This is a genomic window from Nocardiopsis oceani (assembly GCF_054777395.1).
In genome coordinates this window covers 1-25,867 of sequence record NZ_BAAHAR010000061.1, presented here as the reverse complement: position 1 = coordinate 25,867, position 25,867 = coordinate 1, and the positions used below count along the sequence as shown (strand labels likewise).

The 25,867-nt window shown below is 70.8% G+C and carries 23 protein-coding genes and 1 pseudogene; 8 read left to right on the top strand and 16 right to left on the bottom strand.

Features of this window, described 5'->3' with window-relative positions:
* Positions 1 to 169: 169 nt before the first annotated feature.
* From ACYVDG_RS29150 to ACYVDG_RS29105, 10 genes are all read right to left on the bottom strand, one after another.
* On the bottom strand, positions 170 to 904 hold the full coding sequence (locus ACYVDG_RS29150) for a septal ring lytic transglycosylase RlpA family protein (RefSeq protein WP_460761511.1): 735 nt from the start codon (positions 902 to 904) through the stop codon (positions 170 to 172).
* A gap of 226 nt (positions 905 to 1,130) precedes the next feature.
* The gene (locus tag ACYVDG_RS29145) at positions 1,131 to 2,363 is read right to left on the bottom strand and encodes a dual specificity protein phosphatase family protein (RefSeq protein WP_460761507.1); all 1,233 of its coding nucleotides are present in this window, start codon (positions 2,361 to 2,363) and stop codon (positions 1,131 to 1,133) included.
* A 144-nt stretch (positions 2,364 to 2,507) separates the two neighbouring features.
* Entirely contained in the window at positions 2,508 to 3,020 is a 513-nt protein-coding gene (locus ACYVDG_RS29140) for a GNAT family N-acetyltransferase (protein WP_460761504.1), read from the bottom strand.
* Positions 3,021 to 3,276: 256 nt separating this feature from the next.
* Positions 3,277 to 4,515, bottom strand: a complete 1,239-nt coding sequence (locus tag ACYVDG_RS29135) for a hypothetical protein (protein ID WP_460761501.1) — start codon at positions 4,513 to 4,515, stop codon at positions 3,277 to 3,279.
* Positions 4,516 to 5,215: 700 nt separating this feature from the next.
* Positions 5,216 to 5,926: a sirohydrochlorin chelatase gene (locus tag ACYVDG_RS29130; RefSeq protein WP_460761496.1), complete on the bottom strand. Its 711-nt coding sequence runs from the start codon at positions 5,924 to 5,926 to the stop codon at positions 5,216 to 5,218.
* Positions 5,920 to 7,074, bottom strand: a complete 1,155-nt coding sequence (locus ACYVDG_RS29125; RefSeq protein WP_460761491.1) for a uroporphyrinogen-III synthase — start codon at positions 7,072 to 7,074, stop codon at positions 5,920 to 5,922. The genes ACYVDG_RS29130 and ACYVDG_RS29125 overlap by 7 nt, the downstream gene beginning before the upstream one ends.
* A complete protein-coding gene (gene nirD, locus ACYVDG_RS29120; RefSeq protein WP_460761485.1) occupies positions 7,071 to 7,454 on the bottom strand; it encodes a nitrite reductase small subunit NirD in 384 nt (127 codons plus the stop codon). Before nirD ends, ACYVDG_RS29125 begins: the two co-directional genes overlap by 4 nt.
* A complete protein-coding gene (gene nirB, locus ACYVDG_RS29115) occupies positions 7,451 to 9,976 on the bottom strand; it encodes a nitrite reductase large subunit NirB (RefSeq protein WP_460761481.1) in 2,526 nt (841 codons plus the stop codon). The genes nirD and nirB overlap by 4 nt, the downstream gene beginning before the upstream one ends.
* A 168-nt stretch (positions 9,977 to 10,144) precedes the next feature.
* A complete protein-coding gene (locus tag ACYVDG_RS29110; RefSeq protein WP_460761476.1) occupies positions 10,145 to 10,882 on the bottom strand; it encodes a hypothetical protein in 738 nt (245 codons plus the stop codon).
* Positions 10,883 to 10,962: 80 nt separating this feature from the next.
* The gene (locus ACYVDG_RS29105) at positions 10,963 to 11,364 is read right to left on the bottom strand and encodes a MerR family transcriptional regulator (protein ID WP_460761473.1); all 402 of its coding nucleotides are present in this window, start codon (positions 11,362 to 11,364) and stop codon (positions 10,963 to 10,965) included.
* 52 nt (positions 11,365 to 11,416) lie between these two features.
* Between ACYVDG_RS29105 and ACYVDG_RS29100 the strand changes: the two are divergent.
* From ACYVDG_RS29100 to ACYVDG_RS29085, 4 genes and pseudogenes are all read left to right on the top strand, one after another.
* Positions 11,417 to 12,975 (top strand): annotated as a pseudogene (locus tag ACYVDG_RS29100) (MFS transporter).
* A gap of 142 nt (positions 12,976 to 13,117) precedes the next feature.
* Entirely contained in the window at positions 13,118 to 13,600 is a 483-nt protein-coding gene (locus tag ACYVDG_RS29095) for a DUF6194 family protein (protein WP_460761467.1), read from the top strand.
* 177 nt (positions 13,601 to 13,777) lie between these two features.
* Complete coding sequence (locus ACYVDG_RS29090; RefSeq protein ID WP_460761568.1) at positions 13,778 to 14,416, top strand: DsbA family oxidoreductase; 639 nt, start codon at positions 13,778 to 13,780, stop codon at positions 14,414 to 14,416.
* 116 nt (positions 14,417 to 14,532) lie between these two features.
* Positions 14,533 to 15,669, top strand: coding sequence for a hypothetical protein (locus ACYVDG_RS29085; protein ID WP_460761462.1), 1,137 nt, complete (start codon positions 14,533 to 14,535; stop codon positions 15,667 to 15,669).
* Positions 15,670 to 15,799: 130 nt separating this feature from the next.
* On the opposite strand, the gene ACYVDG_RS29080 is transcribed toward ACYVDG_RS29085, so the two are convergent.
* Complete coding sequence (locus ACYVDG_RS29080) at positions 15,800 to 17,407, bottom strand: OmpA family protein (protein ID WP_460761457.1); 1,608 nt, start codon at positions 17,405 to 17,407, stop codon at positions 15,800 to 15,802.
* 337 nt (positions 17,408 to 17,744) lie between these two features.
* Here ACYVDG_RS29080 and ACYVDG_RS29075 point away from each other — a divergent pair, with 337 nt between their 5' ends.
* Positions 17,745 to 18,227, top strand: a complete 483-nt coding sequence (locus ACYVDG_RS29075) for an anthrone oxygenase family protein (RefSeq protein WP_460761563.1) — start codon at positions 17,745 to 17,747, stop codon at positions 18,225 to 18,227.
* Between the two features lie 66 nt (positions 18,228 to 18,293).
* Here the strand turns inward: ACYVDG_RS29075 and ACYVDG_RS29070 are convergent, their stop codons facing one another.
* The 3 genes from ACYVDG_RS29070 to ACYVDG_RS29060 form a co-directional block, all read right to left on the bottom strand.
* The gene (locus ACYVDG_RS29070; protein WP_460761454.1) at positions 18,294 to 19,754 is read right to left on the bottom strand and encodes an FAD-dependent oxidoreductase; all 1,461 of its coding nucleotides are present in this window, start codon (positions 19,752 to 19,754) and stop codon (positions 18,294 to 18,296) included.
* 60 nt (positions 19,755 to 19,814) lie between these two features.
* Positions 19,815 to 21,863, bottom strand: coding sequence for a molybdopterin oxidoreductase family protein (locus ACYVDG_RS29065; protein ID WP_460761559.1), 2,049 nt, complete (start codon positions 21,861 to 21,863; stop codon positions 19,815 to 19,817).
* A gap of 107 nt (positions 21,864 to 21,970) precedes the next feature.
* Positions 21,971 to 23,371 (bottom strand): MFS transporter, encoded by a 1,401-nt coding sequence (locus ACYVDG_RS29060; RefSeq protein WP_460761451.1) that lies wholly within the window; start codon positions 23,369 to 23,371, stop codon positions 21,971 to 21,973.
* Between the two features lie 229 nt (positions 23,372 to 23,600).
* Here ACYVDG_RS29060 and ACYVDG_RS29055 point away from each other — a divergent pair, with 229 nt between their 5' ends.
* The gene (locus ACYVDG_RS29055; protein ID WP_460761448.1) at positions 23,601 to 24,353 is read left to right on the top strand and encodes a GNAT family N-acetyltransferase; all 753 of its coding nucleotides are present in this window, start codon (positions 23,601 to 23,603) and stop codon (positions 24,351 to 24,353) included.
* Positions 24,353 to 24,553, top strand: coding sequence for a hypothetical protein (locus tag ACYVDG_RS29050; protein ID WP_460761443.1), 201 nt, complete (start codon positions 24,353 to 24,355; stop codon positions 24,551 to 24,553). Before ACYVDG_RS29055 ends, ACYVDG_RS29050 begins: the two co-directional genes overlap by 1 nt.
* Here ACYVDG_RS29050 and ACYVDG_RS29045 read toward each other — a convergent pair.
* Entirely contained in the window at positions 24,550 to 24,708 is a 159-nt protein-coding gene (locus ACYVDG_RS29045; protein WP_460761438.1) for a hypothetical protein, read from the bottom strand. The two genes, ACYVDG_RS29050 and ACYVDG_RS29045, sit on opposite strands and share 4 nt — an antisense overlap.
* Before the next feature lie 82 nt (positions 24,709 to 24,790).
* Positions 24,791 to 25,246, bottom strand: a complete 456-nt coding sequence (locus ACYVDG_RS29040) for an Lrp/AsnC family transcriptional regulator (RefSeq protein WP_460761433.1) — start codon at positions 25,244 to 25,246, stop codon at positions 24,791 to 24,793.
* Between the two features lie 110 nt (positions 25,247 to 25,356).
* On the opposite strand from ACYVDG_RS29040, the gene ACYVDG_RS29035 reads away from it, so the two are divergent.
* Positions 25,357 to 25,749, top strand: a complete 393-nt coding sequence (locus ACYVDG_RS29035) for a DUF2000 domain-containing protein (protein WP_460761427.1) — start codon at positions 25,357 to 25,359, stop codon at positions 25,747 to 25,749.
* Positions 25,750 to 25,867: the final 118 nt, after the last annotated feature.

Sequence of the window (25,867 nt, the reverse complement as noted above, 5' to 3'; positions counted from 1 at the left end):
TGCGGGGTGTTCGCGCAGGCCAGCGGGGCGGGCGCCTTGCATGTGTGGGCGGGCCCGGGGGCGTCCCGGGCGGCGGTTCCTTGCGGACGCCTGAATTCCGGGCCTGGGGACGAGAACGCGCCCCGAACCGGGGGGTTCGGGGCGCGCCTGTGCTTGCTGGGGGCGGGTGCTAGCCCACGACTTCCCAGTCGACCTGGCCCACGCCGGAGCCGGTGCCGATGATCTCGTCGAAGGCGGCCGTGGACAGGTCCAGGCAGCGGCCATCGATGTAGGGTCCGCGGTCGTTGATGCGCACCGTGACCGAGGAGCCGTTGTTGGGGTTGGTGACCTCGACCATGGTGTCGAAGGGCAGCGTCTTGTGCGCGGCCGTCATGGCTTGGGTGTCGAAGGTTTCGCCGTTGGCGGTGGTGGAGCCGTGGAAGCCTTCACCGTAGAAGGAGGCCTCGCAGGTACCGCCTTCGCCGCTGCCGCCACCGGAGTCGCCTGAGCCTTCGGAGTCCTCGGAGCTGGTCTCGGGCTCCTCTTCCTCCTCGGGTTCCTCCAGGATGTCGGAGCCTGAGGCGGACAGGGACTGGGGAGCGGCCACGGGGCTGTCTTCGTCGCCGTCGGCCTCGCCGTCCTGCTCCTCGCTCTCCTGCGGCTCCTCCACGACCAGGGTTTCGGGCTCGGCCTGCGGGGTGCTGGCGGCGCTGGTGGCGTCCTGCGGGTCGCCGCCGGTGGTGATGACCGCGGCCGCGGCGGTGCCGCCCACGGCCAGGGTCAGGCCGGCGGCCGAGGCCACGACCAGTGCGCGCTTCTTGCGTGAGCGCGCGGCGGCCAGACGGGGGCCTACGGGGACGGTCGCGGCCTCGGTGGGCTCGTGGTGACCGTCGGCGGGTGGGAACTCGGGCTCGTGTTTGCCCACAGCGCAGTCCTTCGAACGGGAAACAGGGTGTGGCCCTCGCCCCGGCGTGGTGCTGTTGTGCCGTCAGGGGCGTGTGGCGCCATGTGGTGCGGGCCCCGGGGAGATGGGTGGGGCCGGGCACGCGGGAGGTGTGGGACCTCCGGTGGCCTTGCACGGGGTCTGAGCGCAGAGCCTAAGGGGTAACGCGAGCGTAACGGTACCGGAAAGAGAGAGTTTGTGGAACTTCTCACCCACTGACCTGCACGGACCGCAGTGCGAGGCGGCGCGGGGGCATTCCCTGGGGGAAGAGGGTCCGGGCGGGGTCGGGCAGGGTGAGGCCGCTGAGTTCGGCGACCGCCCGGGACAGGGTGGGATTGTCCAGGTGTCCGCCCACGGTGTGGATGAGGGTGGTCAGCGTGGGCAGGACCGGTGCGCCGAGGGCGGCGGTGGCGTAGCGGGCGGCCACGGCCGGGGTCCGGGAGGCGCCCGCCCAGCAGTGCAGGAACACCCGTTTGCCTTCGGCGCGCAGTGCGGCCACGGCCGCGGCGGCCTCGTCCAAGGTGAAGTGCGGGTTGGTGTTGCGGCCCGGGGTGTCGTGCAGCCACACCCGGATCCAGTCGGCGCCGGTCAGGTGGGGTGCGTCGCTGGGGTGGGTGCGGCACAGCGAGACCACCGCGTCCACGTCCCGGGGGCGGGTGCGCAGGTGGTCGAGGTTGCCCAACACCACGTCGGGATCCAAGGGGTGGGGTACGGCGAAGGGCGGAAGGCGCCGCTCGGGACGGGCCCGGATGGGTGCCTCGGGCCAGTGGTCAGGAAGCGGGCCGCCGCGGGCGCTGGCCAGGGCGGCGCAGGTCAGGGCGTGGGGGTCGGTGTGCTCGCTCAGGCGGCGCAGTGCCTGCAGGGGCAGGGCCGACACACCCCATCGGGCGCCGGCCAGGGCGCCCGCGTACAGGGCGGCCAGGTCACCGCAGGAACGGTAGGCCGCCCAGACGGTCTCGACCAGGTGGGCGCAGGCGAAGGTGCCGCTGGCGGGGTCGTGGGAGGGGTGGGGTGTGTGCATGAGGGCCCGCCAGGAGGAGCCCAGGGGGGCGTCGCTGGCGGTGTGTTCCAGCTCGGGTGCCTGGGCCGGTGGGGTGGCGGTGCTCACCAGGGTGCGCAGGGCCCGGGTCCAGGCGTGTTGGACGGGGTCGCTGGGGGCCGTGCGGGCAGGCACCGGGGCGGCATCGGCTTCAGGGTTGGCGACGACCCGGGCCAGGGCTGTGTGGGTCAGGTGGGCCAACCGGGCGGTGCCGCGGGCGGGGTCTTCGTCGGCCTCTCCCCCGGGGTTGGCGGGTGTGGTGGCGGCCGCGGCGTACCGGGTGGCCAGGGCAGGTGGGGTGCCGACCAGGGCCGCGGCGGTCAGGGGGCCGAGCAGGGCGCCGACGGCGCGGTCGTAGGTGGGCTCTTCGGTGGGGCGTGAGGCCTTGGGTGCTGTGGGCACGGCCGTCCTCTGCAAAGGGGGTGGATCCGGTCGGGGGTGTGGGATCCCGGGGGTTGTGGCGGGGCCCTACCGTGGCCTTCCCGGTGCAGAGGTGTTTCGTGCACGGCTTGCCGGTTGTGGCCACGCCCGCGCGGTGCGTGCTTTCTAGACCAGGGGTTTTTCGTAGCGGGTGACCGGATGCCAGGTGGAGTCGGGGCCGAATCCCACGTGCCCGCGCTGCGTATAGCCCCGCTGCTCGTAGAAGGCGCGCAGCCGGTGGTTGTCCGAGACGCAGTCCAGGCGCACGCTCGTGTGCTGGCGGGCGGTTGCCCGGGCCTCGACCCAGGCCAGCACGCCGGCGCCCAGCCCGTGGCCGGAGGCGGAGCGGGCGACCATGAGCCCGTGCACATAGGTGGCCTCCGCAAGCGTGTCGGGCCAGACCAGCGGGTCCTGGGTGAGCAGGCGCACCGTCGCCACCAGGGTGTGGCGCTGGTGCAGCACCCACCACTGGCCGTGTTCGATCTGCCCGGCGATCTCGTGCGCGCCCACCTCCCCCGGTGCCCACTGGGTGATGCCCCGGCTTTGCTGCCAGCGGGCCAGGTCATCGCGCAGGTTCGTAATGACGGGGGCGTCGCTGGCCCGGGCGGGGTGGAGCGCGGTGGGCGGGGGCGGCGGCAACGTTTCCTCCTGGTGTGTGGACGGCGCCGTCGACCAGGACGGCGTGGCCGCAACGGCTTCTCCTGGGGCCTGGTACTCCGAACGGGGATTCGGGGGTGGATGGGCGCTCGATGTTCTCACGCGGGGCCTGGACTTGGGGTTCCTGTGTGCAGCGGTCCCGAAGCGGGTGAGCGCGCCTGATGTGCATCCGGACGCGGGGCTGGCTTGGTTGCTCGTGGGCATGCTGAGGCGGACGGAAACGGTGCTTCCCCTTCCCCTAATCGAGGTCTATGGGTTTGGGGGCCTTCTTGATCTGCTCGCGTGCTCGGGCAGCCACAGCTTGGGCGTTGGGCGACAGCCCTGAACCAGGTGAGAGCCAGAATCCGCCCCGCGGGACCGGCTCGTCGGCAGGGGTGCGCCCCGTGCCGTTCAGAGAGGCAGCTATCTGCCCCAACATCTGTGGGTCCAAGGCGACGTCCTCTGGAGGAAAGTGTTCCGGGATCTCTGGCACCGACCCGCCCTGGGGCGATGCGTTGGGTTCCGGCGCGGGTTCGTGCATGAGTTCGTCGGGGACCGAGCGACACAGCCGCCCGCAGATCGCGCAGGTGTCACCGGGAACGTTGCGCACGGTCGGGTGCTCGGGGCAGGTACCGCAGGCCTTTCCGTGGCTGTCCACCAGGAACTGTTCCGGCTGGGCGAACGGGTCGTCCTCACCCCAGTCTGACCATGGTGGTGTGGGCATGTTCGCTCCGTGGATGCCTCGGCCCAGAGTGCCGTCCAGGTAGCGGCGTGCGGTACGGATGTCGCGCAGCCGCTTCATCAGTGCCGGGAAAGGGCGCCACAAGAGTTCCAGCCCTGAGAGCAGCACCCGAACTTCGGCCTCGCCCAGCCCTTGGCGCAGGAGTTTCTCCACGGCCCGTGCCAACCGTTCCCGATCCGCTATCGGGGCGGACAGGAGTTTGTTGGGAATTCGTTCAATAATGCCGAAGAGGCCAATCCGGGGTTTTTGTCGGGTTTGCTCTCCTGTGGTTGAGGTCCCACGGACGGAACCATCCGCCCCCTCTCCAGAACAGTCACCAGGGGAACAGTCTGTAGGTCGATCTGAGCTGGGGGTCAGCTCAACTTGAGCTGGGGTCGGGCGGCGCCTCAACGGCGGCCGGTTGTGCGTGGTGAGCGGCTCCTCCCCCAGTTGGGCGCGGCAGGCGTTGATCTCTCCCAGGACCAGGTCGGGATAGTCCTCAGCGGGAACGAGGAGCTCCAGTACACAGGGGAGCTGGTAGGTGGAGCGGCCGCGCTGGAGGTCCTCGGCGAAGAACGCGATGGTCTCCGAGCGCGTGAGTTTGCGGACGATGCCCGCGTCGGCCAGGTCGTCGATGGCGCGCTTGAGGCTGCTGACGCTGAGGGTGCCGCCGGAGCGCTTGGCCAGGTTCTCCAGGAAGTAGAAGCACCAGCGGCCGTCGACGTCGACCGCGTCGGCGATGGCTATCAGGGCCGACACTGAGCGCAGTGAGGGCAACAGGCCCTTGCTGAAGATCTGTTGGACCCAGATCGCGAGGATGAACCCGATCCCCTGGAGCGCGCCCCGGGGACGCTTGCGGGGCAGAGGGGGCAGAGAAAGACCAGCCGGATTCGGAGTTTCGGATGCGCTGGGGAGGGTTGAAGCGCTAGACTCCACGATGAGTCGCCTTTCTTGTTGAGAACACGATGAGTCGTTGAGTCGTTCTTCTTGTTGAGAGGGTTGAGGTGGCTCAGTCGACCAACCTGTTTGTCCAGGCGTCGGCCACAACCCGACCGGGTGTTTGTAGCACCGGGTCGGGTTTTTTCTTGTCGCGATCCAACTTAGCGATCCGAACAAGAGTTCGTGGGTCTTTCTTTCAAATCCGCACACGCGAGAGACCCGAGGAACAACCCACAAAACCAAAATGCGAAACTCGCCCTACTTGGTCCGTTTTGCGAAAGTGTTCTTTTCGCACAAAAACGGCCCTCCGTCGAAACGAAGGGCCGCCGGGGGGTCTGAGGTCAACGAGTCTGGGAACGCACCCCGCCAAGCAGAGCCGCCCACTCCTGCGAAGCGAAGCTCAGATGCCCGGCCTCACGGTTCTGGGTGTTCGGTGAAATACGGCGCTCGGACGATTGGCGTTCGCCTCACTGAATCGGGCTGGGCCCGGGCCGTCTCCGGTCAGCCCGGCACCTTCGCGACCACGGAAGCCCGTCGCTCACCGAGCAGCGGGCTTCAACCATGCAGGCTGGGGCAGGCAGGCGCGCTGGAAGCGGTCGGCTACAGCGTGGGCCACGGCCGAGTCCGGGCAGAGCGGCTCGGCGACCGTATCGGCCCCCGAGCCCTTGAGGCGCTCGTGGAACAGGCCTGGGGCCAGTAGCCAAGTGGCCACGCTGACCCGCTGGTGACCCGCCTCGCGGAGTTCGGCGACCTTGTCGTCCACCGAGGGGGCGCTGGTGGCGGCGTAGGCCAGGTGCACGGGCTCGCCGGTTTGGTGGGACAGGCGCTGGGCGGCCTGGTCGAGTTCGGCCTGGGCGTGGGGGTCGGAGGTGCCGGCGCAGGCCAGGATCAGGGCATCGCCGGGCCGGTAACCGGCGGCGGCCAGGCGGCGTTGTGCGGTGTCCAGCAGGGCGGGGTGCTCGCCCAGAGCTGGGGTGATGACGGCGTCGGCGCGGCCTGCCTGCGCGAGCTGGTGGGGGATGTCGACGCGGACGTGGTAGCCCGAGGCCAGGAAGGCGGGCACTACCACCAGGGGGCCGGGTGTGGTGGCGGCGACCTCTTCGACGGTGGGGTGGGCCACATCGGCGAAGGCCAGGCGGGTGGGACGCCGGATCACCTCGCCCACGCGCAGGGCCAGGGAGTGGGTGAGGGCGGTGCCTTGGGGTGAGCGGGTGCCGTGCACGGCCAGGATCAGGGTGGGGTTCAGCACGGCTGGGTGTCCAAAGCCAGGCGGTAGCCCCGTTTGACGACCGTCTGGATGATCTTTGCGTCGCCCAGGGCGGTGCGTAGGCGGGCCACGGCGGTTTCGACGGCGTGGGCGTCGGCGTCCTCCCCCAGGCACCTGAGCAGGTGGGCGCGGTCGCGGACCTGGCCGGGGCGGTGGGCCAGGGCGCGCATCAGGCGCATGAGGGTGGGCGAGAGGGTGTGGACGGCGCCGTCGACCAGGACGGCGTGGCCGCGCAGGCGCAGGTGGTGGCCGGCCACGCGCAGGGTGGGGAATCGGGCGGGTAGTTCCTTGGTCAGGGTGCGGACCTGGGCGCCGATGCGGGCGCGTTCGGGCCACAGGGTGGGGATGTCGTGGGCCATGAGGGGGCGGGCGGTGACCGGGCCCACGCACAGGGGTAGGACGTGGCCGCGCAGTGCGTGGATGAGGTGGGTGTCCTGGCCGGTGGTGTGGGCGCGGGTGAGGAGTCCGGCGGCTGCGGGGGCGCTGGTGAAGGTGACGGCGTCCACTCCCCCGGTGGTGATGGCGTCGATGAGGCGGTCCAGGGGTGCGGTGTGTTCGGGTTGGGTCCAGCGGTAGACGGGGACTTCGATGACCTCTGCTCCGGCCATGCGCAGGGCGGCGGTGAAGTCGGGCAGGGGTTCGCCGTGGAGCTGGATGGCTACGCGGAGTCCCTCGACGCCGTCGTGCAGGAGGTAGTCCAGGACTTCGGCCGAGGATTCGCAGGGTGGGGACCATTCTTCGTGGAGTCCGGCGGCGCGGATGGCGCCTTTGGCTTTGGGGCCGCGGGAGAGCAGGCGTGAGGAGCGCATGCTGGCCAGGAGGGGGTCGGCCATGCCCCAGGTTTCGCAGGCCTCGACCCAGCCGCGGAAGCCGATGCCGGTGGTGGCCACGACGACGTCGGCGGGGTGGTGGGTGAGTTGTTCGGAGACGGTGGCCAGGCGTTGGTCGTCGCTGAGGGGGACGATGCGCAGGGCGGGTGCGGCGATGACGTCGGCGCCTTTGCGGCGCAGGAGGGCGCTGAGTTCCTCTGCGCGGCGGGCGGCGGTGACGGCGACGGTGAACCCGGCCAGGGGTGCGGTGGTGGCTTCGGGGCCGGGGGGTGTGTGGTGGGTGGGTTGGGTGGTGGTCACGGTGTCCCCTGTGGTGTGTGGTGTGGGTGGGTGGCGATCTGGATGGTGCCGTGGTGTAGGCGCACCGGCCAGGTGGTCAGGCGGGTGTGGGGATCGTCCAGGCTCTGGCCGGTGCGTAGGGAGAAGATGTGTTTGAGCATGGGTGAGGCGACGGTGGGTTCGCCGGCGCGGTCGCCGACGATGCCGCGGGAGATGACGGTGGCGCCGGTGTGGGGGTCGAGGTTGTCGACGGCGTGCAGGTGGTGGTCGTGGGTGCGGAAGAGGGCGGCTTGGCGGCCGCTGGGGAGTAGGACGGCCAGGCCGATCTCGGGTTCGAGGCGGTGTTCGGGGCAGGCGGTGACCCAGTCGGTGGTGGTGGGTGCGGGGGTGAGGACGCTCATCGGGTGGTCTCCTGTGCGGGGTGTTGTGGGGTTGGGGTGGCGGGCATGCCCAGGTCGAGGGGGCCTGCTGCGGGCACGGGCTGGTCTCGGGTGGTGGTGAAGCTGATGGTGGGGTCGGGGGTGTGGGGTGCGTTGGTGAAGGAGACGAAGCGGGCGAGTTTGTCGGGGTCGGCCAGGACGGCGGCCCATTCGTCGGTGTAGGTGTGCACGTGGCGGGCCATGGCGGCCTCGAGTTCGTCGGCGATGCCGAGCCGGTCGTGGACCACGACCTCGCGCAGGTGGTCCAGGCCGCCCTCGAGGGATTCGATCCAGGGGGCGGTGCGCTGGAGCCGGTCGGCGGTGCGCACGTAGAACATCAGGAAGCGGTCGATGTAGCGGATGAGGGTGTCCTCGTCCAGGTCGCCGGCCAGGAGTTGGGCGTGGCGGGGGGTGAAGCCGCCGTTGCCGCCCACGTACAGGTTCCAGCCGGTGTCGGTGGCGATGACGCCGAAGTCCTTGCCGCGGGCTTCGGCGCACTCGCGGGCGCAGCCTGAGACGGCGGATTTGAGTTTGTGGGGTGCGCGCAGGCCTCGGTAGCGCTCTTCCAGGCGGATGGCCAGTCCGACGGAGTCTTGGACGCCGTAGCGGCACCAGGTGGTGCCCACGCAGGACTTGACGGTGCGCAGGGATTTTCCGTAGGCGTGCCCGGATTCGAAGCCGGCCTCGACCAGGCGGGTCCAGATGGCGGGCAGTTGTTCGAGGCGGGCGCCGAAGAGGTCGATGCGCTGGCCGCCGGTGATCTTGGTGTAGAGGTCGAAGTCGCGGGCAACTTGGCCGATGACGATGAGTTTGTCGGGGGTGATCTCTCCGCCGGGGATGCGGGGCACCACAGAGTAGGTGCCGTTGCGTTGCAGGTTGGCCAGGTAGCGGTCGTTGGTGTCCTGCAGGGTGGCCTGTTCGCCGTCCAGGATGTGTCCGCCGCCCAGGGAGGCCAGGATGGAGGCGACGGCGGGTTTGCAGATGTCGCAGCCGCGTCCGGTGCCGTGGGCGGCGATGAGGGCGGAGAAGGTCGTGGTGCCGGTGGCGCGCACGATCTCCAGGAGTTCGGCGCGGGATTGGGTGAAGTGCTCGCACAGGGCCTTGGACTGGGTGATGCCCGACTGGGTGAGGATCTGCTTGAGCATGGGCACGCACGAGCCGCAGCTGGTGCCGGCCTTGGTGCAGGACTTGAGCGCGGCCACGTCGTGTGCGCCGCCCTCGATGGCCTGGCACACCTGGCCCTTGGTGACGGCGTTGCAGGAGCAGATCTGTGCCGAGTCGGGCAGGGCGTCGGCTCCCAGGCCCGCGCCGCCCTCGGGGGTGATCAGGGCCAGGGGGTCGCCGGGCAGGGGTGAGCCCACCATGGGCCGCAGGGTGGCGTAGGCGGTGGCGTCGCCGACCAGGATTCCGCCGAGCAGGGTGGTGGCGTCGTCGGAGAGGACGAGTTTGGCGTAGCGGCCGCTGGCGGCGTCGTTGACGACCACGTCCAGGGCGCCGGGGGTGTGGCCGTGGGCGTCGCCGAAGCTGGCCACGTCCACGCCCAGGAGTTTGAGTTTGGTGGAGGTGTCGGCGCCGGTGAAGGTGGCGGTGCCGCCGACGAGGCGGTCGGCGAGGACTTCGGCCATGGCGTTGCCGGGGGCGATGAGGCCGTAGACGGTGCCGCGGTGGTGTGCGGCCTCGCCGATGGCGTGGATGCGGGGGTCGCTGGTGGTGCAGGTGTCGTCGATGGTGATGCCGCCGCGTTCGCCGAGGGTGAGTCCGGAGGTGCGGGCCAGGTCGTCGCGGGGGCGGATGCCCACGGAGAAGACCACCAGGTCGGTGTCCAGATGGCGGCCGTCTTCCAGGAGGAGTCGGGTGGCGCGGCCGTGGGGGTCGGCTTCGACGGCGGTGGAGGCGGTACGGGTGTGCACGTGTACGCCCAGGTCGGTGACGAGGTGGTGGAGCAGGGCCGCGGCGCCTTGGTCGATCTGGGCGGGCATCAGGTGGGGTGCGAGTTCGACGATGTGGGCTTGCAGGCCCAGGAGGCGCAGGGCGTTGGCGGCTTCGAGCCCGAGGAGTCCGCCGCCGATGACGGTGCCGGTGCGTGCGCCTTGGGCAGCGGCGGTGAGGGCGTCCAGGTCCTCGATGGTGCGGTAGACGTGGCAGCCGGGCAGGTCGTGGCCGGGGATGGGGGGAACGAAAGGGGTGGATCCGGTGGCCAGGACGAGGTGGTCGTAGGGCAGGAGGCGGCCCGAGGAGGTGGTGATGGTGCGGGCGGTGCGGTCGATGGCGGTGGCCTGTTCGGCCACGTGTACGTCGACGCGGGGGCCGCGCAGGTCGCCCAGGGACAGGTCGTGTGCGGTGGTGCCGTCGAGGTAGGAGGACAGGGCGACGCGGTCGTAGGCGGTGCGGGGTTCCTCTCCCACGATGGTGATGTGCCAGTGGTGGGCGGTGTCGCGGTCGCGGAGGGCCTCGACGAGTCGGTGGCCGACCATGCCGTTGCCGATGACGACGAGTTCTTCCATGGGGTGGCTCCTGCGGGATGCGGCGGCGGACGCTCCTCAGGCAACCGGGTGGGTGTTTCGCGCCGGTTGGGTGGTGGTGTCCGGGGTGTTTCGTTGTGCTGTCACCGCAGGTGAGGGGTGCGTGATTGGTCCCTTGGCGGAGCTGGGGCACGTAGTGGGGGTGGGTGGTCAGGGCTGGTGCGGGCCCTGACCGGGCGGCTGGGGCGGATGTCCGCCCTGGGGCGGATAGGGCGGCGGTTGCGGCCCTGGGTAGGTGCCTTGGTAGGGGTTGTGCCCCGGGTAGGACATGCGTTCTTGGCGGAGTCGTTGGCGGTGGCGGCCGCGGCGTACCGCGGTGACGATGATGATGAGGACCCCGCCCACGATGCCCAGGAACGGGATGAGCAGGACGGAACCGAGTGCGCCGAACAGGTTGCCCAGGATGCCGCCGGTGGCGTCGTCGCCGTAGGCCAGGCCGAAGCGGACGTCCTCGGGGGCGTCGCAGGCCAGGGTGTACTCGCCGGGTTCGGTGAGGGTGGCCATGCCGATCATGGCCCAGGATCCGTCGGTGCCGTCGACCTCGTGGTTGAAGGTGGGGTAGGTGAAGGCGTGCGGTTGGCCGTCGGCGTCGCTCAGGGCGCAGGCGGTGTGGTCCACCGAGCTGGGTGAGCCGTAGAGCAGCCATCCGTCTTCGGGGTGTTGTTCGGCGTCGACGGTGAAGGTGGTGCTCTGTGCGCCTTGGGTGCGTGCCTCGAAGTCAGGCAGGGCCAGGGCCCGGATGATCATGAGGATGAACAGGACCACGCCGAGCAGGATGGCGAGGGGGATGAGCGCGCCGCCCACCCAGAACCAGGCGCGCGAGGGGCGCAGTTCGCGGGCGTCCACGTGCGGGGGCGGCCCGTAGGGGCCGGGGTACGGTGCGGCCATGCGGTGAGTTTCGCATGGCTGACCTGGGCACAGGTGTGTTCTTGCCGCGATTTTGGTGGTGTGTTGTGGAACGTGTGCGCTTAGGCGGCGGGCTCGGTGGCACGGATGGTGCCGGTGGTTTCGGCGGCTTGGTCGGGGGTGGCGGCGATGATGGCGTCCAGCAGGGCGCGGGCTGAGGTGAGTTCGCCGATGGCGGCGTCCATGCGGTCGCGTTCGCGTTGCAGCGGGTGGCGCATTTCGGCGCAGGTCGCGGCGACTTCGTGGCCCCGTCCGCGCACGCACGGCAGGACCACGGCGATGGTGGCGGTGGGCAGGCCCGCGGCGAGCAGGCTGCGGATGAGCCCGACCGTTTCGACGTCGTCGGGGGCGTATTCGCGGTATCCGCTGGGTGCGCGGTGGGGGCTGAGGAGCCCCTGTTCTTCGTAGTAGCGCAGGAGGCGGGGGGCGACCCCGCTGCGGCGCGACAGCTCTCCGATGCGCATGCGTCCTCCGACCCTTGATTCTCACACTGATGTGAGACTTTACCGTCGCCGCATGAGACGAACAACCGATGGGCGTGCGGCCCGCGCCACCCGGCGCGAGTGGACCGGACTGGCCCTGCTTCTGCTGCCCACGCTGATGCTGACCAGCGACATCAGCGTGCTGTTCCTGGCCACCCCGCACCTGGCCGCCGACCTGCAACCCAGCGCCACGCAACTCCTGTGGATCAACGACGTCTACGGGTTCCTCATCGCCGGTTTCCTGGTCGCTATGGGGGCGGTGGGCGACCGGATCGGTCGGCGCCGACTGCTGGTGGTGGGCTCTGCGGCCTTCGCCGCGGCCTCGGCCCTGGCGGCCTTCTCCCCCACCGCGGAGTCGCTGATCCTGGCCCGAGCCCTGCTGGGGGTGGCCGGGGCGACCCTGATGCCGTCGGCGCTGGCGTTGATCACCACCATGTTCACCGCCCCCGTCAGCGGGCGAGTGCGATCGCGCTGTGGGTGACGTCCATGTCGGTGGGCATCACCGTGGGGCCGCTGATGGGCGGACTCCTCCTGGAGTTCTTCTGGTGGGGGTCGGTCTTCCTCCTCAACGTGCCGGTGATGGCGGTGGTAGCGGTGCTGGCGCCGTTCCTGCTGCCCGAGCACCGCTCCCCCGGCGCGGGCGTGCCCGACCTGTTCAGTGTGCTGTTGTCCCTGGTCACGGTGCTGGCGCTGGTGTACGGGTTCAAGAACCTGCCCGGTCAGGGGCTGTCCGCCGACGTGGTGGCGGCGCTGGTGGCCGGTGCCCTGGCGGGGTGGGTGTTCGTGCGCAGGCAGCGCTTGCGGGCCCGCCCCCTGCTGGACCTGTCGCTGTTCTCGCTGCCCGCCTTCAGCGGCGCGCTGGTGTTGTTGCTGGTGGGCGCGGTGGCGGTCAACGGCGTGGAGTTCCTCTACCCGCAGTACCTGCAGTTGGTGGAGGGTATGTCGCCGCTGTGGGCGGGTCTGTGGACCATCCCCGGGGCCCTGGCCGTGGTGGTGGGCTCGCTGCTCGCCCCGGTGGCGGCGCGGCGCGTAGGCCCCGGCGTGGTCGTGGGTCTGGGGTCGGTGGTGGCGGCCGCCGGGTTCGCGGCGATGGCGTCGGTGGGCGCGGGAGCGGGCCTGGCGGTACTGGTCGGCGGGCTGGTCGTGGTGCAGCTGGGGGTGGCGCCCCTGCTGGTGTTGGGCACCGACCTGGTGGTGGGGGCGGGCCCCGCCGAACGGGTCGGATCGGCCTCGGCGGTTTCGGAGACCGGTGGGGAGTTGGGGGTGGCCCTGGGGATCGCCGTGGCGGGCAGTGTGAGCGGGGCCGTCTACCAGGCCAGGCTGGACCCGGCGCTGCCCGACGAGGTGCGCGGTACTGCTGCCGAGGGCGCCGCGCAGACGCTGGGCGGTGCGGTGGCGGTGGCAGAGGACCTGCCCGCGGCGGCGGGTGCGGCCCTGCTGGAGGTCGCCCGGCCCGCCTTCACCGACGGTGTGGCGGTGGCCGCGGGGGTGAGTGCGGTCTTGGCGCTGGTGTGCGCGCTGGTGGCACTGCTGTTCCTGCGCTCTGCGGGTGTGCGCACCGAGGAGGGTGCCGAGTCGGGGCGCCACGAGTGAGTGACCACATCACCTTTGAGGGTTTTTTCGCCGGGCTTCCTGTTAGTTGGTGCGTTTTCTGGAAAAAGTCTCACAGGGTAGTGCAGTGACACACTAGAAGGGTGGGTGATCAGGAAGGACATCCGGACCTGGAGGAGGAGTAGTGAACGAGGACGAGGTCGTCCGGTTCGTGGGTGAGCTGGACGATGTGAGCGTGGAGACCGCGAGTGAGGAGAGCGGGGCGCCCGAGGTCGCCTGGGGGGACTCCTTCTTCCTGTACGACCCGGACGGGCGCGCGCGGGAGCGGAGCGGGTTCATGCCCTTCGCGACGGTGGTGGTCACGGACTACCCGGGGTTCGACAGCGACTCCCAGCTGGACCGGGACGGGGTGTTCCGGGTCAACATCGCGGTGGGGCGTGCGCTGTTCGAGGAGTTGGTCGGCCACTCCCCCGCCGCGAACGCCGGGCACCGGAACGCGTTCGACTACGCGGAGCTGGACCGTTTCCTGCCGCACCCGGCCTATGGAACCCAGGGCTGGGTGGCGGTGCTCAACCCGGGGGCCCGGACCGCCGAGCGGGTGCGTGAGCTGCTGGTCCAGGCGCGCGAGCGGGCCGCGGCCCGCTACCGGCCATTGCGCGACGCCTGACCCGGGGCCCTGACCCGGGGCGGTCCTGCGTTCGGGGAGGAAGTAGTCAGGAGGCCTCCGGTGTTGTACCGGGGGCCTCCTGCGACAGGCCCTCACCGTGAAGGTCTGGTGGCGGTGGGGTCTGAGGACGCGTCCGCGTGCTCAGGCGGGGTCTGCTTCAAGGGGGAATGAATGGTCGTGCAGGTCGAAGTATGGTCCGACATCGTGTGCCCGTGGTGCTACATCGGCAAGCGGCGCCTGGAGAAGGCCCTGGCGGGTTTCGAGCGCGCCGACGAGGTCGAGCTCTGCTGGCGCAGCTTCCAGCTCGACCCGGCTTTCCCCAAGGGCGCGCGCGAGCCGGTCTACGACTCCCTGGCCACGAAGACGAACGCCTCGCGTGAGCAGGTGGCACAGATGACCGGCCAGGTCACAGAGTTGGCGGCCCAGGAAGGGTTGGACTATGCGTTCGAGAACGCTGTCATGGTCAACACCTTCGACGCCCACCGGATCACCCACCTGGCCCGGGAGAAGGGACTGGGTGCCCAGGCCCACGAGCGCCTCATGCGCGCCCAACTGGTGGAGTCGCGCGTGTTGAACGACGCGGACACGCTGGTGGAGCTGGCCGCCGACATCGGCCTGGACGCCGACGAGGCCCGCACCGTCGTGGACGGCGAGGCCTACACCCAGCAGGTCAACACCGACATCGCCACCGCCCGGCAGCTGGGCGCGACCGGCGTGCCCTTCTTCGTCCTGGACCGGGCCTTCGGGATCTCCGGAGCCCAACCGGTGGACGTGTTCTCCTCGGCGCTGGAGAAGGCTTTCGCCCAGCGGGCCTGACGGCCGCGCTTTCCCCCGCGCGGGGGATGCGGACCACTCCTGTTGGGGAGGTGGCCGGCCATCCGGCGGCACAGGGTGGGGGTGAAGGTTGGCCCCACACGTGAAGGAAGCCGGTCATGACCACTCCGCCCGCCGCGCACACCCCCGGCCCCCACACGCACCACCCACCCGTGTTCCCCACCTCCCACTGGGCCGCCTTGGCCTGGTCGGCCGCGGCTCTGGGCCTGGCCTTGGGCTGGCTGGCGGGGGTGGTGCCCACGGGGGCCGAGAACGTGGCTCTGGGTTCCCTGCTCGCCGTCGTGGGTCCGGGCGTTTCGATTGCGGTGACCGCCGTCCTCGGAGCGGTCGGGGTGGCCGTCGCCCTGTTGTTGCTGCGGGGTGTTCTGCCCGCTCTGCTGGAGCCGCTGGCCTGGGCACTGGTCGGGGTGCTCCTGCTGGTCTACGTCGAATCCAGCCTGCTGGTGTGGTTGGGCTACACGATGGTCACGCCGGTGCTGATGTGGGTGGAGCCCGCCCTCGGCCCGGAGTACGTGGCCTACACCCTTTCCCCGGAACTGCTCCAGGCCCTGTTCTTCACCCTGGGCGTCGGGCTCTGGGGCTGGGCGGCGCTGATACTGCGCCGCCAGCGGCGCCGGGCGTGTGTGCGGTGCGGTCGCGGCGCCGACTGGAGCACGGGCACCGAACGCGTCCTACGGTGGCGGGCTCTGCGCACGGGCCGGTTCGCGGTCGCGGTCGCTTTCGTCTTGGCCCTGCTCTACCCGGCGCTGCGGGTGCCGTGGCTGTTCGGCTACCCGATGGGGATGGACGAGGAGAGGTTCGCCGAGCTCGCGGCGGACCCGGTCGGGATGGCGATCGGTGTGGGGCTGGGATCGGCCGGCCTGGTGGGCGCGGTGCTGATGCTGGGCCTGGTCCAGGGCTGGGGTGTGCGCCTGCCCTTCTGGATGGTGGGGTTGGCCGGGCGCCGGGTCCCGGTGCCGTTGGCGGTGGTGCCGGCGGTCCTGGTGTCCTTGGCGCTGGTAGGGCTGGGACGCGGCGTGCTCGTGCAGGTGTGGGCCATGGACGAGATCAGTGCAGGTTTGGCCTCGCACCTGGTGGTGTTCGCGACGATGCCCGTGTGGGCGGCGGCCCTGGCGGTGGCCACGGCCGCCTACGCCCTGCGGCGCCGCGCCGAGTGCGGGGTGTGTGAGCGTGGTCTGCCCGAGGCGTGGCCGGTGGCGGCCGTGGAGTCGGCGGGCCACGGACACCGGGACTGAGGGCGAACCGTGGCACCGGCGCTGAGGACGGGCCGGGAGCCCCACACGGCGGTGCCCCGCTCCCCAGAAGGGGGCGGGGCACCGCCGTGTGCGTGTGGTCACCCTGTCGCCGGCCGGTGACCGGGGCCGGTTACTGGATCGGGACTCCTGGGATCTCTCCGAAGGCGCCCGCGTACAGGGTCATCTCCTCGATCTCGGGAGCGGGTGCGGGGAAGACCGACAGGGCCAGGTACTCCTCGCCCGGAACCAGGGTGTGGATCTCGTCGGCGAAGTCCTCGTACTCTTCCTCGAAGCCGCGGATCCGGATGACGTAGCGCAGCAGACCGCTGTCGGGCTCTTCCAGGCGGAAGCCGCCCATGCTGCCCTCGGTGTACTGCTCGGGGCTGCCGGGCAGGGCAGCCTCGTCACCGTCCAGGTCCGCCTCCAGGTCGGACAGGGTGGGGTTCTGGAAGCCCACCATCTGGAACAGGTAGGCGCCGTCGCGCACCAGCGGGTACACGTTCAGGTCGATGTCGTCGTGGGTGGCGGTGGTGAAGACGTCCATGTCGTCGAAGTCGAAGTACTCGGCCGGGTCCTCGACGTGGCGCTTGGCGGCCTCCAGGCCGGTCTCGCCCTCGTCGGAGTCGGTCTCGGCCATGGGGACCTCGTAGGAGAACTCCACGCGGCGGTTGCGGGCGCGGGCCTCCTCGTCGTCGTCCTCGCCTTCCTCCGCGACCAGTTCGGTGCTGCCGCGTCCTTCGGTGACCAGGTTGACGTCCGAGCCCAGCTCCTCCTCGAGGAGTTCGGCCGCGGCCTCGGCGCGCTCCTCGGACAGGTCCTGGTTGTAGTCGTCGGAGCCCTCGCCGTCGGTGTGGCCGATGACGGTGATCTCGATGTCCTCGCCGAGGTTCTCGCGCAGTGACTGCGCGGTCTCCTGGATGGTCTCGGCGGCCTCGGCGGTGGGTTCGGCCTCGTCGAACTCGAACATGTTGTCCGCGTGCAGGGCGATGATCTCCTCGTCGCCCGCGCGGGTGGTGGAGGCGGTGGGGCTGTCGACGAAGCTCTCCATCGAGTGCACGTACTCGTCGGTCTCCAGCCCGGGCGGGGGCGGATCCTCCGGGTACCAGATCTCGTCGGGCAGCTCTTCCTGGGCCCAGGTCTCGGGGTCGATGTAGTCGTAGGCGTTGGGTTCGGGGATCTCGGTGAACTCGTCGACGTATTCCATCGGCACGCTGGGCACGTGGCCGATCCCGCGACCGGTGAAGGTCAGCTTGTCCACGTCCTCGGATGGGGCGGGGAAGTAGTTGCGGTAGGTGGTGGCCAGGCCTTCGTGGGTGGGCATGTAGGGGTCGCCCTCGTTGAAGTAGGTGCCGTAGGCGACCTCTTCGTGATCCTCGTGTTCCATGGCGCGCAGGATTTCGCCGGAGATGGGGTCGATCATGCGGATCGGGGCGGTGGCCATGGTGACCTCGCCCGGCATGTCCTCGAGGACGTTGTGGGTGTACTCCAGCATCACGTACTCGCCGTCGTACTCCAGCGCCTCGATGGAGACCTCGAAGGCGACGTCGTTGCCGTCCTCCACGAACATGCGGCTCTGGCGGAGGAAGGGAAGCTCTTGCTCGACGGCCTCCACTTCGTCGGCCTCTTCGGGGGCGTCATCGTCGTCGCCGGAGGTCAGGTCGCGGATGAGGCCGCAGGAGCTGAGGGCCAGGCTCAGCGCGACGGCCAGACTGGCCGCGCCTAGGACTCGTTTGGACATGGTCGGGGGACTCCCTTGAGGTGGTGCCTACTGTGCCCTGTGGGGCGCCGGAATCGATCGTCTCCTGCGTCAGACGCAGGGCGAGGCCCGCTGGTTCAGCGAGTTTACCCACCGTTGACCTGGAAGCTCGAGGCACGTGACCGCGAGGAAGGGGCTCACTACTAGGGGTCGAGTCTTGGGAATGCGCCCTTGTGCGATCGGGGGCGGGCTGCGGTGCCGGATGTGTGGATCGGCGAAGCCGTGGCGCGCAGGGGCCGCGGGGTGCTTCGATAGGGAGACAAAGAGGGACAACGTGCCCCAAGGGTGGCACGGCCGACGGAGGGCTGGGCGCGTGGGCATGATGCAGATGGTGTTCGGGGTCGTTCCGATCCTCGCGGCGGTGCTCAGCGGCCTGTTCGCGGGGTTGTTCCTTACCTTTTCGATGGCGGTGATGCCCGGCCTGGCCCGCACCGGCGACCGGGTGATGGTCGAGGCCATGCAGGCGATGAACAGCGCCATCCTGAGCCCGCTGTTCGCGCTGGTGTTCGTGGGCGCCCCGGTGATGGTGCTGGGATCGACGGTGCTGTTCTACGCCTCGGGTGCCCACGCCTCGGCGGTCTGGGCCGGTGCGGCGCTGGTGCTGCTCATGGTGGCCGTGGTGGTGACCTTCACGGTGAACGTGCCGCGCAACAACGCCCTGGAGGCGGCCGGGCCCGCTGCCCGGGTCAAGGATCCGGCGGCGGTGCGCGCCGCCTTCGAACCGGTGTGGGTGCGGTGGAACCACCTGCGCACGGTGGCCTCGGCGGCGGGGTTGGTCTGCATGGTGACGGCCCTGGCTTGAACGGTCACGGCACCGGGGATGCTTGAGCACGGTCTCAGAACGGGCTCAAGCGGGTTCAGGGTGGGCTCAGCCCACCCGCGCCGCATCAGGCCCCTCCCCCATCCCCGCCAGCAGGGCGTTGACATCGCGCACGCAGCCCCCGCAGCCGGTCGTGGCGCGGGTGCGTTCGGCGATGCTCTCGCGCGAGCGGGCCCCGTCCAGCCAGGCCTGCTCGATGTCGTCACGGCTCACCGCGTTGCAGCGACACACCAGGGCCGAGGCGGCGGGCCCGGCATCCTCGCCCGGGTCAGCGACCGGTAGCCCTTGGAGCAGGGCCAGGCGGTCGGCGGGTACCGGGGCGCCGCTCTCGTGCAGCTGGGACAGGGTGGCCGCGGCCTCGGGGAACCCGAGCAGGACCGCGCCGACCACCCGGTCCCGGTCCACGGCCAGCTTGCCGTAGCGGCGCCCGTGCGGATCGCTGACCGTGACCGTCTGCACCTGCGGCCCCAACTCGTCCTCCTGTACGAGACCGAACGCGGTGAGCTCGATGCCCTGGGCCTTGAGCCGGGTGAGCGCACGCGCCCCGCTGTAGCGGGCCTGGGGCGCGCTCCCTGTCAGGCGCCGGGCCAGCACCGCGGCCTGCTCCCAACCAGGCTGGACCAGACCCGCCCCGCCCCCGGGATGCTGGGCGCAGTCGCCCAGGGCGTGCACGCGCGCCCGGGAGGTCGCCAAGGAGTCATCCACCACGATGCCGTGCTCGACGTCGATCCCGGCGCCGGAGGCCAGCTCGGTGTTGCCGCGCACCCCCGCGGTGACCACCAGGGCATCGCCGGGCAGGACCCGGCCGTCGTCCAGTTCCAGTCCGGTTCCCGGGATCCATCGGGAGGCCACCCGCCAGGAGTGCACGCTCACCCCCAGGTCCTCGTAGCACTGGGCCAGTACGCGGGCGGCCGGTTGGTCGATCTGGCGGCGCATGATCCACGGGGAGGACTCCACGACGCTGACGCGGGCACCGCGTCCGGCCAGTCCTCGGGCGGCCTCCAACCCCAGGACGCCGCCACCCAGCACCACCACGGGGGCTCCGGGGCGGACCATGGCGAGCAGGCGTTCGCAGTCGGCGAGGTCGCGCAGCGCGGTCACGCCCTCGCCGGGCCGGCCGTCGGTTGCGGCGAGCCCGGTCACCGGAGGGAAGGCTGCGCGGGCGCCGGTGGCCAGGACCAGCTCGTCGTAGGTCAGGTGGGTGCCCTCGTCCAGGTCCACGCGGCGGGCGGCGGGGTCCAGTGCGGTGGCCGACACCCCGGTGCGCACGGTCACGCCGGGGGTGTCGGGGACCGGGAGGCGGATCTGCTCGGGGGTGTGCTCGCCCGCGACCACACTCGAGAGCAGCACCCGGTTGTAGGCGGGGTGGTGTTCGGCCCCCACCACGGTGACGTGGACGCGGGTGCCTTCGGGGTCCAGGCGGGCGACCTCCTCGGTGAAGCGGGCGCCGACCATGCCGTTGCCTACGACCACGATGTGGCGCGGTGCCGCACTGTGCGCGGTGCTCAACTACTGCCTCCTGGTGGTGGTGTGTTCCCGGGCGGCCTCGGCCGGGTGGTGCGGGCGTTGTTAGGCGGGGCGTTCAGTGCCGGGGTCGGCTTCCAGGCGCACGGCGCTGACCTTGAACTCGGGCATGCGGCTGGTGGGGTCCAGGGCCGCGTGCGTGAGGTTGTTGGCGGCCTGGGTGCCCGCGTAGTGGAAGGGCACGAACACCGTGTCCAGCCGGGCGGTGGCATCCAGGCGCACCCGGGCGCTGACGCTGCCCCGGCGGGAGGTGAGCAGGGCGCGCCCGCCCGAGCACAGGCCAGCGCGGGCGGCGGTGTCGGGGTGCACTTCTACGTAGACCTCGGGTTCGGCGGCGCCGAGTTCGGGCACCCGCCGGGTCTGGGCGCCGGACTGGTAGTGGCCCATGAGCCGCCCGGTGGTGGCGATGAGCGGGTATTCGGGGTCGCTCTCCTCGGCCGGGGGCCGGTGGTAGACGGGGGTGAAGCGGGCGCGCCCGTCGGGGTGGGCGAAGGATTCCAGGAACAGGCGAGGTGTGGGTGGGCCGTGGGGGCGGACCGGCCAGTGCAGGGCCTCCCCGTCCTCCAGCCGTTGGCGGGTGATGCCGGAGTAGTCGGCCGCTCCCCCGGCGGAGGCGGCGCCCAGTTCGGCCAGGACGGTGTCGGGGTCGGTGGGGAAGCGTTCGGCGGGCTGGCCCAGGCGTGCGGACAGGGCGGAGAGCACCTGAAGGTCGGTGCGTACCCCGGGCGGAGGCGCTGTCGCGCGCTGCCGGCGCAGGACGCGCCCTTCCAGGTTGGTCATGGTGCCCGACTCCTCGGCCCACTGGGCCACGGGCAGGACCACGTCGGCCATGGCCGCGGTTTCGGACAGGACGAAGTCGGCGGCCACCAGCAGGTCCAGGGAGGCCATGCGGGCGCGCACGCGTTGGGCCTCGGGTGCGGAGACCGCCGGGTTGGAGCCGAACAGCAGCATGGCGCGCGGCCCGCCGGGGGTGCCCAGGGCGTCGAGTAGTTCGAAGGCGCTGCGGCCGGGACCGGGCAGGGAGTCGGGGTGCACGCCCCACACCCGGGCTACGTGTTCCCGTGCGGCGGGGTCGTCGATCCTGCGGTAGCCGGGTAGTTGGTCGGCTTTCTGGCCGTGTTCGCGTCCGCCTTGGCCGTTGCCTTGGCCGGTGATGCAGCCGTACCCGGACCCCTGGCGGCCGGGCAGGCCCAGTGCCAGGGCCAGGTTGATCCACGCGGAGACGGTGTCGGTGCCCTTGCTGTGCTGTTCGGTACCGCGCCCGGTCAGGACGTAGGCCGAACGGTCGCGGGCGGCGCGGCCGAGTAGGTCGGCGGCGGCGCGGACCCGGGCGGCGGGTACCCCGGTGGTGAGTTCGGCGTGTTCGGGCCACCAGGCGGTGGCGTGTTCCCAGGCGTGTTCGAACCCGGTGGTGCGGGCGTCGATGTAGTCCTCGTCCACCCACCCTTGGGCGCGGGCGGCGTGCAGCAGGCTCAGGGCCAGGGCGAGGTCGGTGCCCGGGCGCGGGGCCAGGTGCATGCCGCCGTTGTCGAGTGCGACCTGGGCGGTGGCGGTGCGGCGGGGGTCGATGACGATGAGGGCGGGTGCGGACAGGTGGCCCATCATCGGGGGCATGGTCTCGGCGGGGTTGGCTCCGGCGAGCAGGACCACCTCGGCGGTGGCGATGTCGGTGAGGGGGAAGGGCATGCCCCGGTCCAGTCCGAAGGCGCGCATGCTCCCGGCGGCCGCTGAGGACATGCAGAAGCGGCCGTTGTAGTCGATCTGTGAGGTGCCCAGGGCCAGGCGGGCGAATTTTCCCAGGGTGTAGGACTTCTCGTTGGTCAGGCCGCCGCTGCCGAAGACCGCGACTGTGTCGGGTCCGGACTCGGCGCGCAGGGCCAGCAGGCGTTGGGCGATGTGGTCCAGGGCGGTGTCCCAGTCGACCTCGGTCAGGGGTGAGGTGCGGTCCTTGCGCAGTAGGGGGCGGGTGAGGCGGTCGGGCAGGGTGAGGACCTCCGTGGCGGTCCAGCCCTTGCGGCACAGTCCGCCGCGGTTGGTGGGGAAGTCGGCCGGGCGGGCTGCTAGGCGTCCGTCGGGTGTGGTGTCCAGGTGCATGGCGCACTGCAGCGCGCAGTAGGGGCAGTGGGTTCGGGTGGTGCCTGCGGAGTTCTCGGCTGCGGAGTTCTGGGCCGGGGTGTTGTGGGGTGTGGGGGTCGGCGCGTTCATCGGCTGGCCGTTTCGGCCGGGGCCGGTGCGGGCGCGGTGGTGATGGGGTTGGTGGTGGCGGGTCGGCGCAGGTACACCAGGTAGGTGATGGCCGCGCAGGCCAGGTAGAAGGCGCCGAAGGCGGCGAAGGCGGGCGCGGTGGAGCCGGTGGCGGCGAAGGACTCGCGGAAGGTGACGTTGATGGCCACGCCGCCCAGCGCGCCGACGGCGCCGATCAGGCCGAGCATGGAGGAGGCGGTGCGCTTGGTGCGGGCCAGGGCGTCTTCTCGGGGCTCGCCGGCGGCAATGGCGTTCTGGGCCTTGGCGGCGTAGATGGAGGGGATCATCTTGTAGGTGGAACCGTTGCCCAGGCCGGTGAGGACGAACATCACCGCGAAGGCGCCGATGAACAGCCCCAGGTGGGCGGTTTGCACGGCCAGGACGAGGACGGCGGCGCAGGCGGCCATGGTCAGGAACACCCACAGGGTGACGCTGGCCCCGCCCAGGGAGTCGGCCATGCGCCCGCCGACCGGGCGGATGAGGGAGCCGATGACCGGGCCCAGGACGGCGATGGCGGCGGACTGGACGGGTGCCAGGCCGAACTGGGACTGCAGGAGCAGTCCGAAGGCGAAGCCGGTGCCGATGAAGGAGCCGAAGGTGCCGATGTAGAGCAGCGACATGATCCAGAAGTGGCGGTCCGTGGTGGCCGAGAGCTGTGCGGGGATGTCGCTGCGCACGCCGGCCAGGTTGTTCATCGAGCGGTAGGCCCACCAGGTGGCGAGCAGGATCAGGGGTGCGTAGAAGAGCGGGACCAGGTGGCCCGAGGCGGTGGTGAATAGGGCGATGACGGCCAGGCCCACCAGCTGGACGGTGGCCACGCCGATGTTGCCGCCGCCCGCGTTCAGTCCCAGGGCCCACCCCTTCTCCTTCTCGGGGAAGTAGGAGTTGATGTTGGCCATGGAGGAGGAGAAGTTGCCGCCGCCCAGTCCCGCGGTGGCGGCCAGGACGAGCATGAGCCAGAACGGGGTCTCGGGGTTCTGGACGAGGAAGAACGCGGCTGCTGTGGGGACGATGAGCAGCGCCGTGGAGATGATCGTCCAGTTGCGGCCGCCGAAGAGCGGGACCGCCAGGGTGTAGGGCACCCGCAGTACGGCCCCGACCAGGGTGACCACTGACAGCAGGAGGAACTTCTGCTCGGGGGTGGTGGTGAAGCCGTGCTCGGGGATCATGAACAGCACGAGCACCGACCAGATGCTCCACACGGAGAAGCCGATGTGTTCGGAGGCGATGGAGGCCCACAGGTTGCGGCGGGCGACGGGGCGTCCGGTGCTGTTCCAGAACGCGCGGTCCTCGGGGTCCCAACGGGTGATCCAGCTCGGTCCGGTGCGTGGCGCGCGTGGTCCGGTCTCGGGTGTCACGACCAGGCCTTCCTGCTCGAGGGCTGCTGACAGGACCGAACGTAGGCAGGGGGGATTGCCTGGATGTGTCGCGTCGTAACACACGGGAAACAGTGGTCTCACCCGGGAACTCGTCAGGCGGTGAGGTGCCCGCGCGGGTGGCGAACCTGCGCACTGGTGGCCCGAGCCCGCACCAAAGGTCCGTGCCAGAGAGGGGGACAGGATCCTCGCGTTGTGGCACGGTGGCAGGGTGCACCCCCTCGTGGAAGTCCTGGACCCCACTGCTCCCCCGGACCTGGACGCCTGGACCGCGGTCCACACAGCCGGACAGAGTGAGCTGTCGGGCAGCGCACCCGTGCCCGAGGAGCTGGCCGCGCGGATCCGCGCCGGGCGCGCCGGCGAGGCCTGGCGCTGGTCTGCGCGGCTGGCCCCGAAAACCCCGGTCCAGGGTGTGGCCGAGCTGCGTCGCCAACCCCACGACGCGCGCATCGGGTTTCTGCGCCTGTTCGTGGCCGAACCCGCCCGGTACAAGGGCATGGGCCGGGGGTTGCGCGAGGCCGCTGTGGCCCAGGCCCGGTCTGTGGGGATGGAGCGTTTGCAGAGCACCGTGGTGGCGGGCCCGCCCGGTGAGCCCTTCGCGCGCACCAGCCCTTATCTGCGTACGATCTTGCGCTTGGAATTGCAGAAGCAGTACTTGGACGAGGCGACGCTGCGGCGCTGCTGGGGCCTGGCCGCCACACCCAAGCGCGGCTACCGGCTCACCCACTGGCAGGGCGCGGCCCCCGAGGACCTGGTCGCTTCCTTCGGGCAGGTGATGGTGCACCTGCTGGACGCGCCCGGGGCCGAGCACCAAAGAGGCGCTCGTGCGTGGGACCACGCGCAGGTACGCGAGTGGGAGCGCGGCATCACCGAGGACGGTTCCCGCCTGGTGGTGGGCGCGGCCCTGGACCGCGCCTCCGACCGGGTGGTGGTCCGGTCGCCAGCCAGCACGACACCGCGGTGATGCCCGCGCACCGGCGCAAGGGTCTGGCCAGCCGGGTCAAGGCGACCCAGGCGCTGCGGGTGCACGACCTGTTTCCGCACGTGGAGGCGGTGGCCGTGACGATCAACCCGGAGAACCGGGCGATGCTGGCGGTCAACCACTCCCTGCTGTACCAGCGGGTCAGCGAGCGGCTGCTGGTGGAGGAGGAGCTGCGGGTCTAGTCTGCGCGCTTCTTGGACTGGTAGGCGCCGAAGGCCAGACCGGCGACGATCCCGAGCGCGATGCCCAGGGCGAGGCTGTCGAAGACGAGCCCGAAGACCACACCCATGACCAGCCCGATGACCAGGCTCGTGCTCTGGCGGTTGAACGTGCTCATGCGGGGTCTCCCTCCGAGGGCTTGCCTGTCCCTTATGTGACGCATCGGGGGTTTTGCGGCTTCCCGTGAAGCTTTGGGGCTTTCAGGTGAGGGGCTCGGTGGCGTGTTTGCGGGCGCTGTCGTAGATGATCTGGCTGCGGAACGAGGCCACCTCACGGCGTTCGGTGAGGCGGTCGATGAGGAAACTGTGCAGGGCGTCCAGGTCGGGGACGGACACGTGCACCAGGAAGTCCTGCTCCCCGGCCACGACGTAGACCGCGTGGACCTCGGCCAGGGCGAACATCGCCGCCTTGAACCCCTCGATGGCGCGTCGGCTGGGCGGGCGCAGCTCCACCGACACGAACGCCTCCACCTTCCGGTTGAGCGCGCCCGGGTCGATGTCGGCGTGGTAGCCGCGGATCACCCCGCGCCGGTGCAGCAACCGGACCCGCTCCAGACAGGTGGAGGGGGCCACACCGAGTTTGTGGGCCAGTGCCCGGTTGGTCTGCCGTGCATCCTGCTGGAGTTCCCGCACGATCGCCGCATCAAGTTCGTCCATGCGCACCAGCCTAGTTCTGCTGCCGAATAGTGTTCGGCATCCCCGCCAGTGGACGGCTCCTCTCGCTAGTTTCTCCGGTGTCCACACGACAGATGAACGGGGAGTAGTTCATGAGTATGTCCACCAAGCTGGTCGTCGTCCTGCGCTCGGACCTGGGGTCGGCCGTGGCCGCCAACGCCGGCGCGGTACTCGGGCTGGCGCTCGGGGCACGGTTGGAGAACTCGCTGGCCGCCGACGGCAAGGACGGCGGCGGCAACGTCCACGCCGGGATCAACCCGCACCCGGTGCCGACCCTGGCCGCCTCGGACCGGGAGCTGCGCCAGATCAAGGCCCGCGCGGACGAACGGGAGTTGACTGTCGTGGGCTTCAACGAGGTGGCCCGCCGCTCGCGCACCTACGCGGAGTACCTGGACGCGCTCGCGGTCACGAACCCCGAGGAGCTGGACTACGTGGGTCTGGCGGTGTTCGGGCCCAAGCGCGACTTGACTTCCCCCCTCTCCTGAAGTGAGAGGGATTCCGACCAAACCCGAAGGGTCTGGTGGCGCTGTCCGCCTCGCGGCGGCAGCAGGTTCCTGCTTCGCAGACATGGCAACCCAGAGGTCTCCGCAGGCTGACACGGTT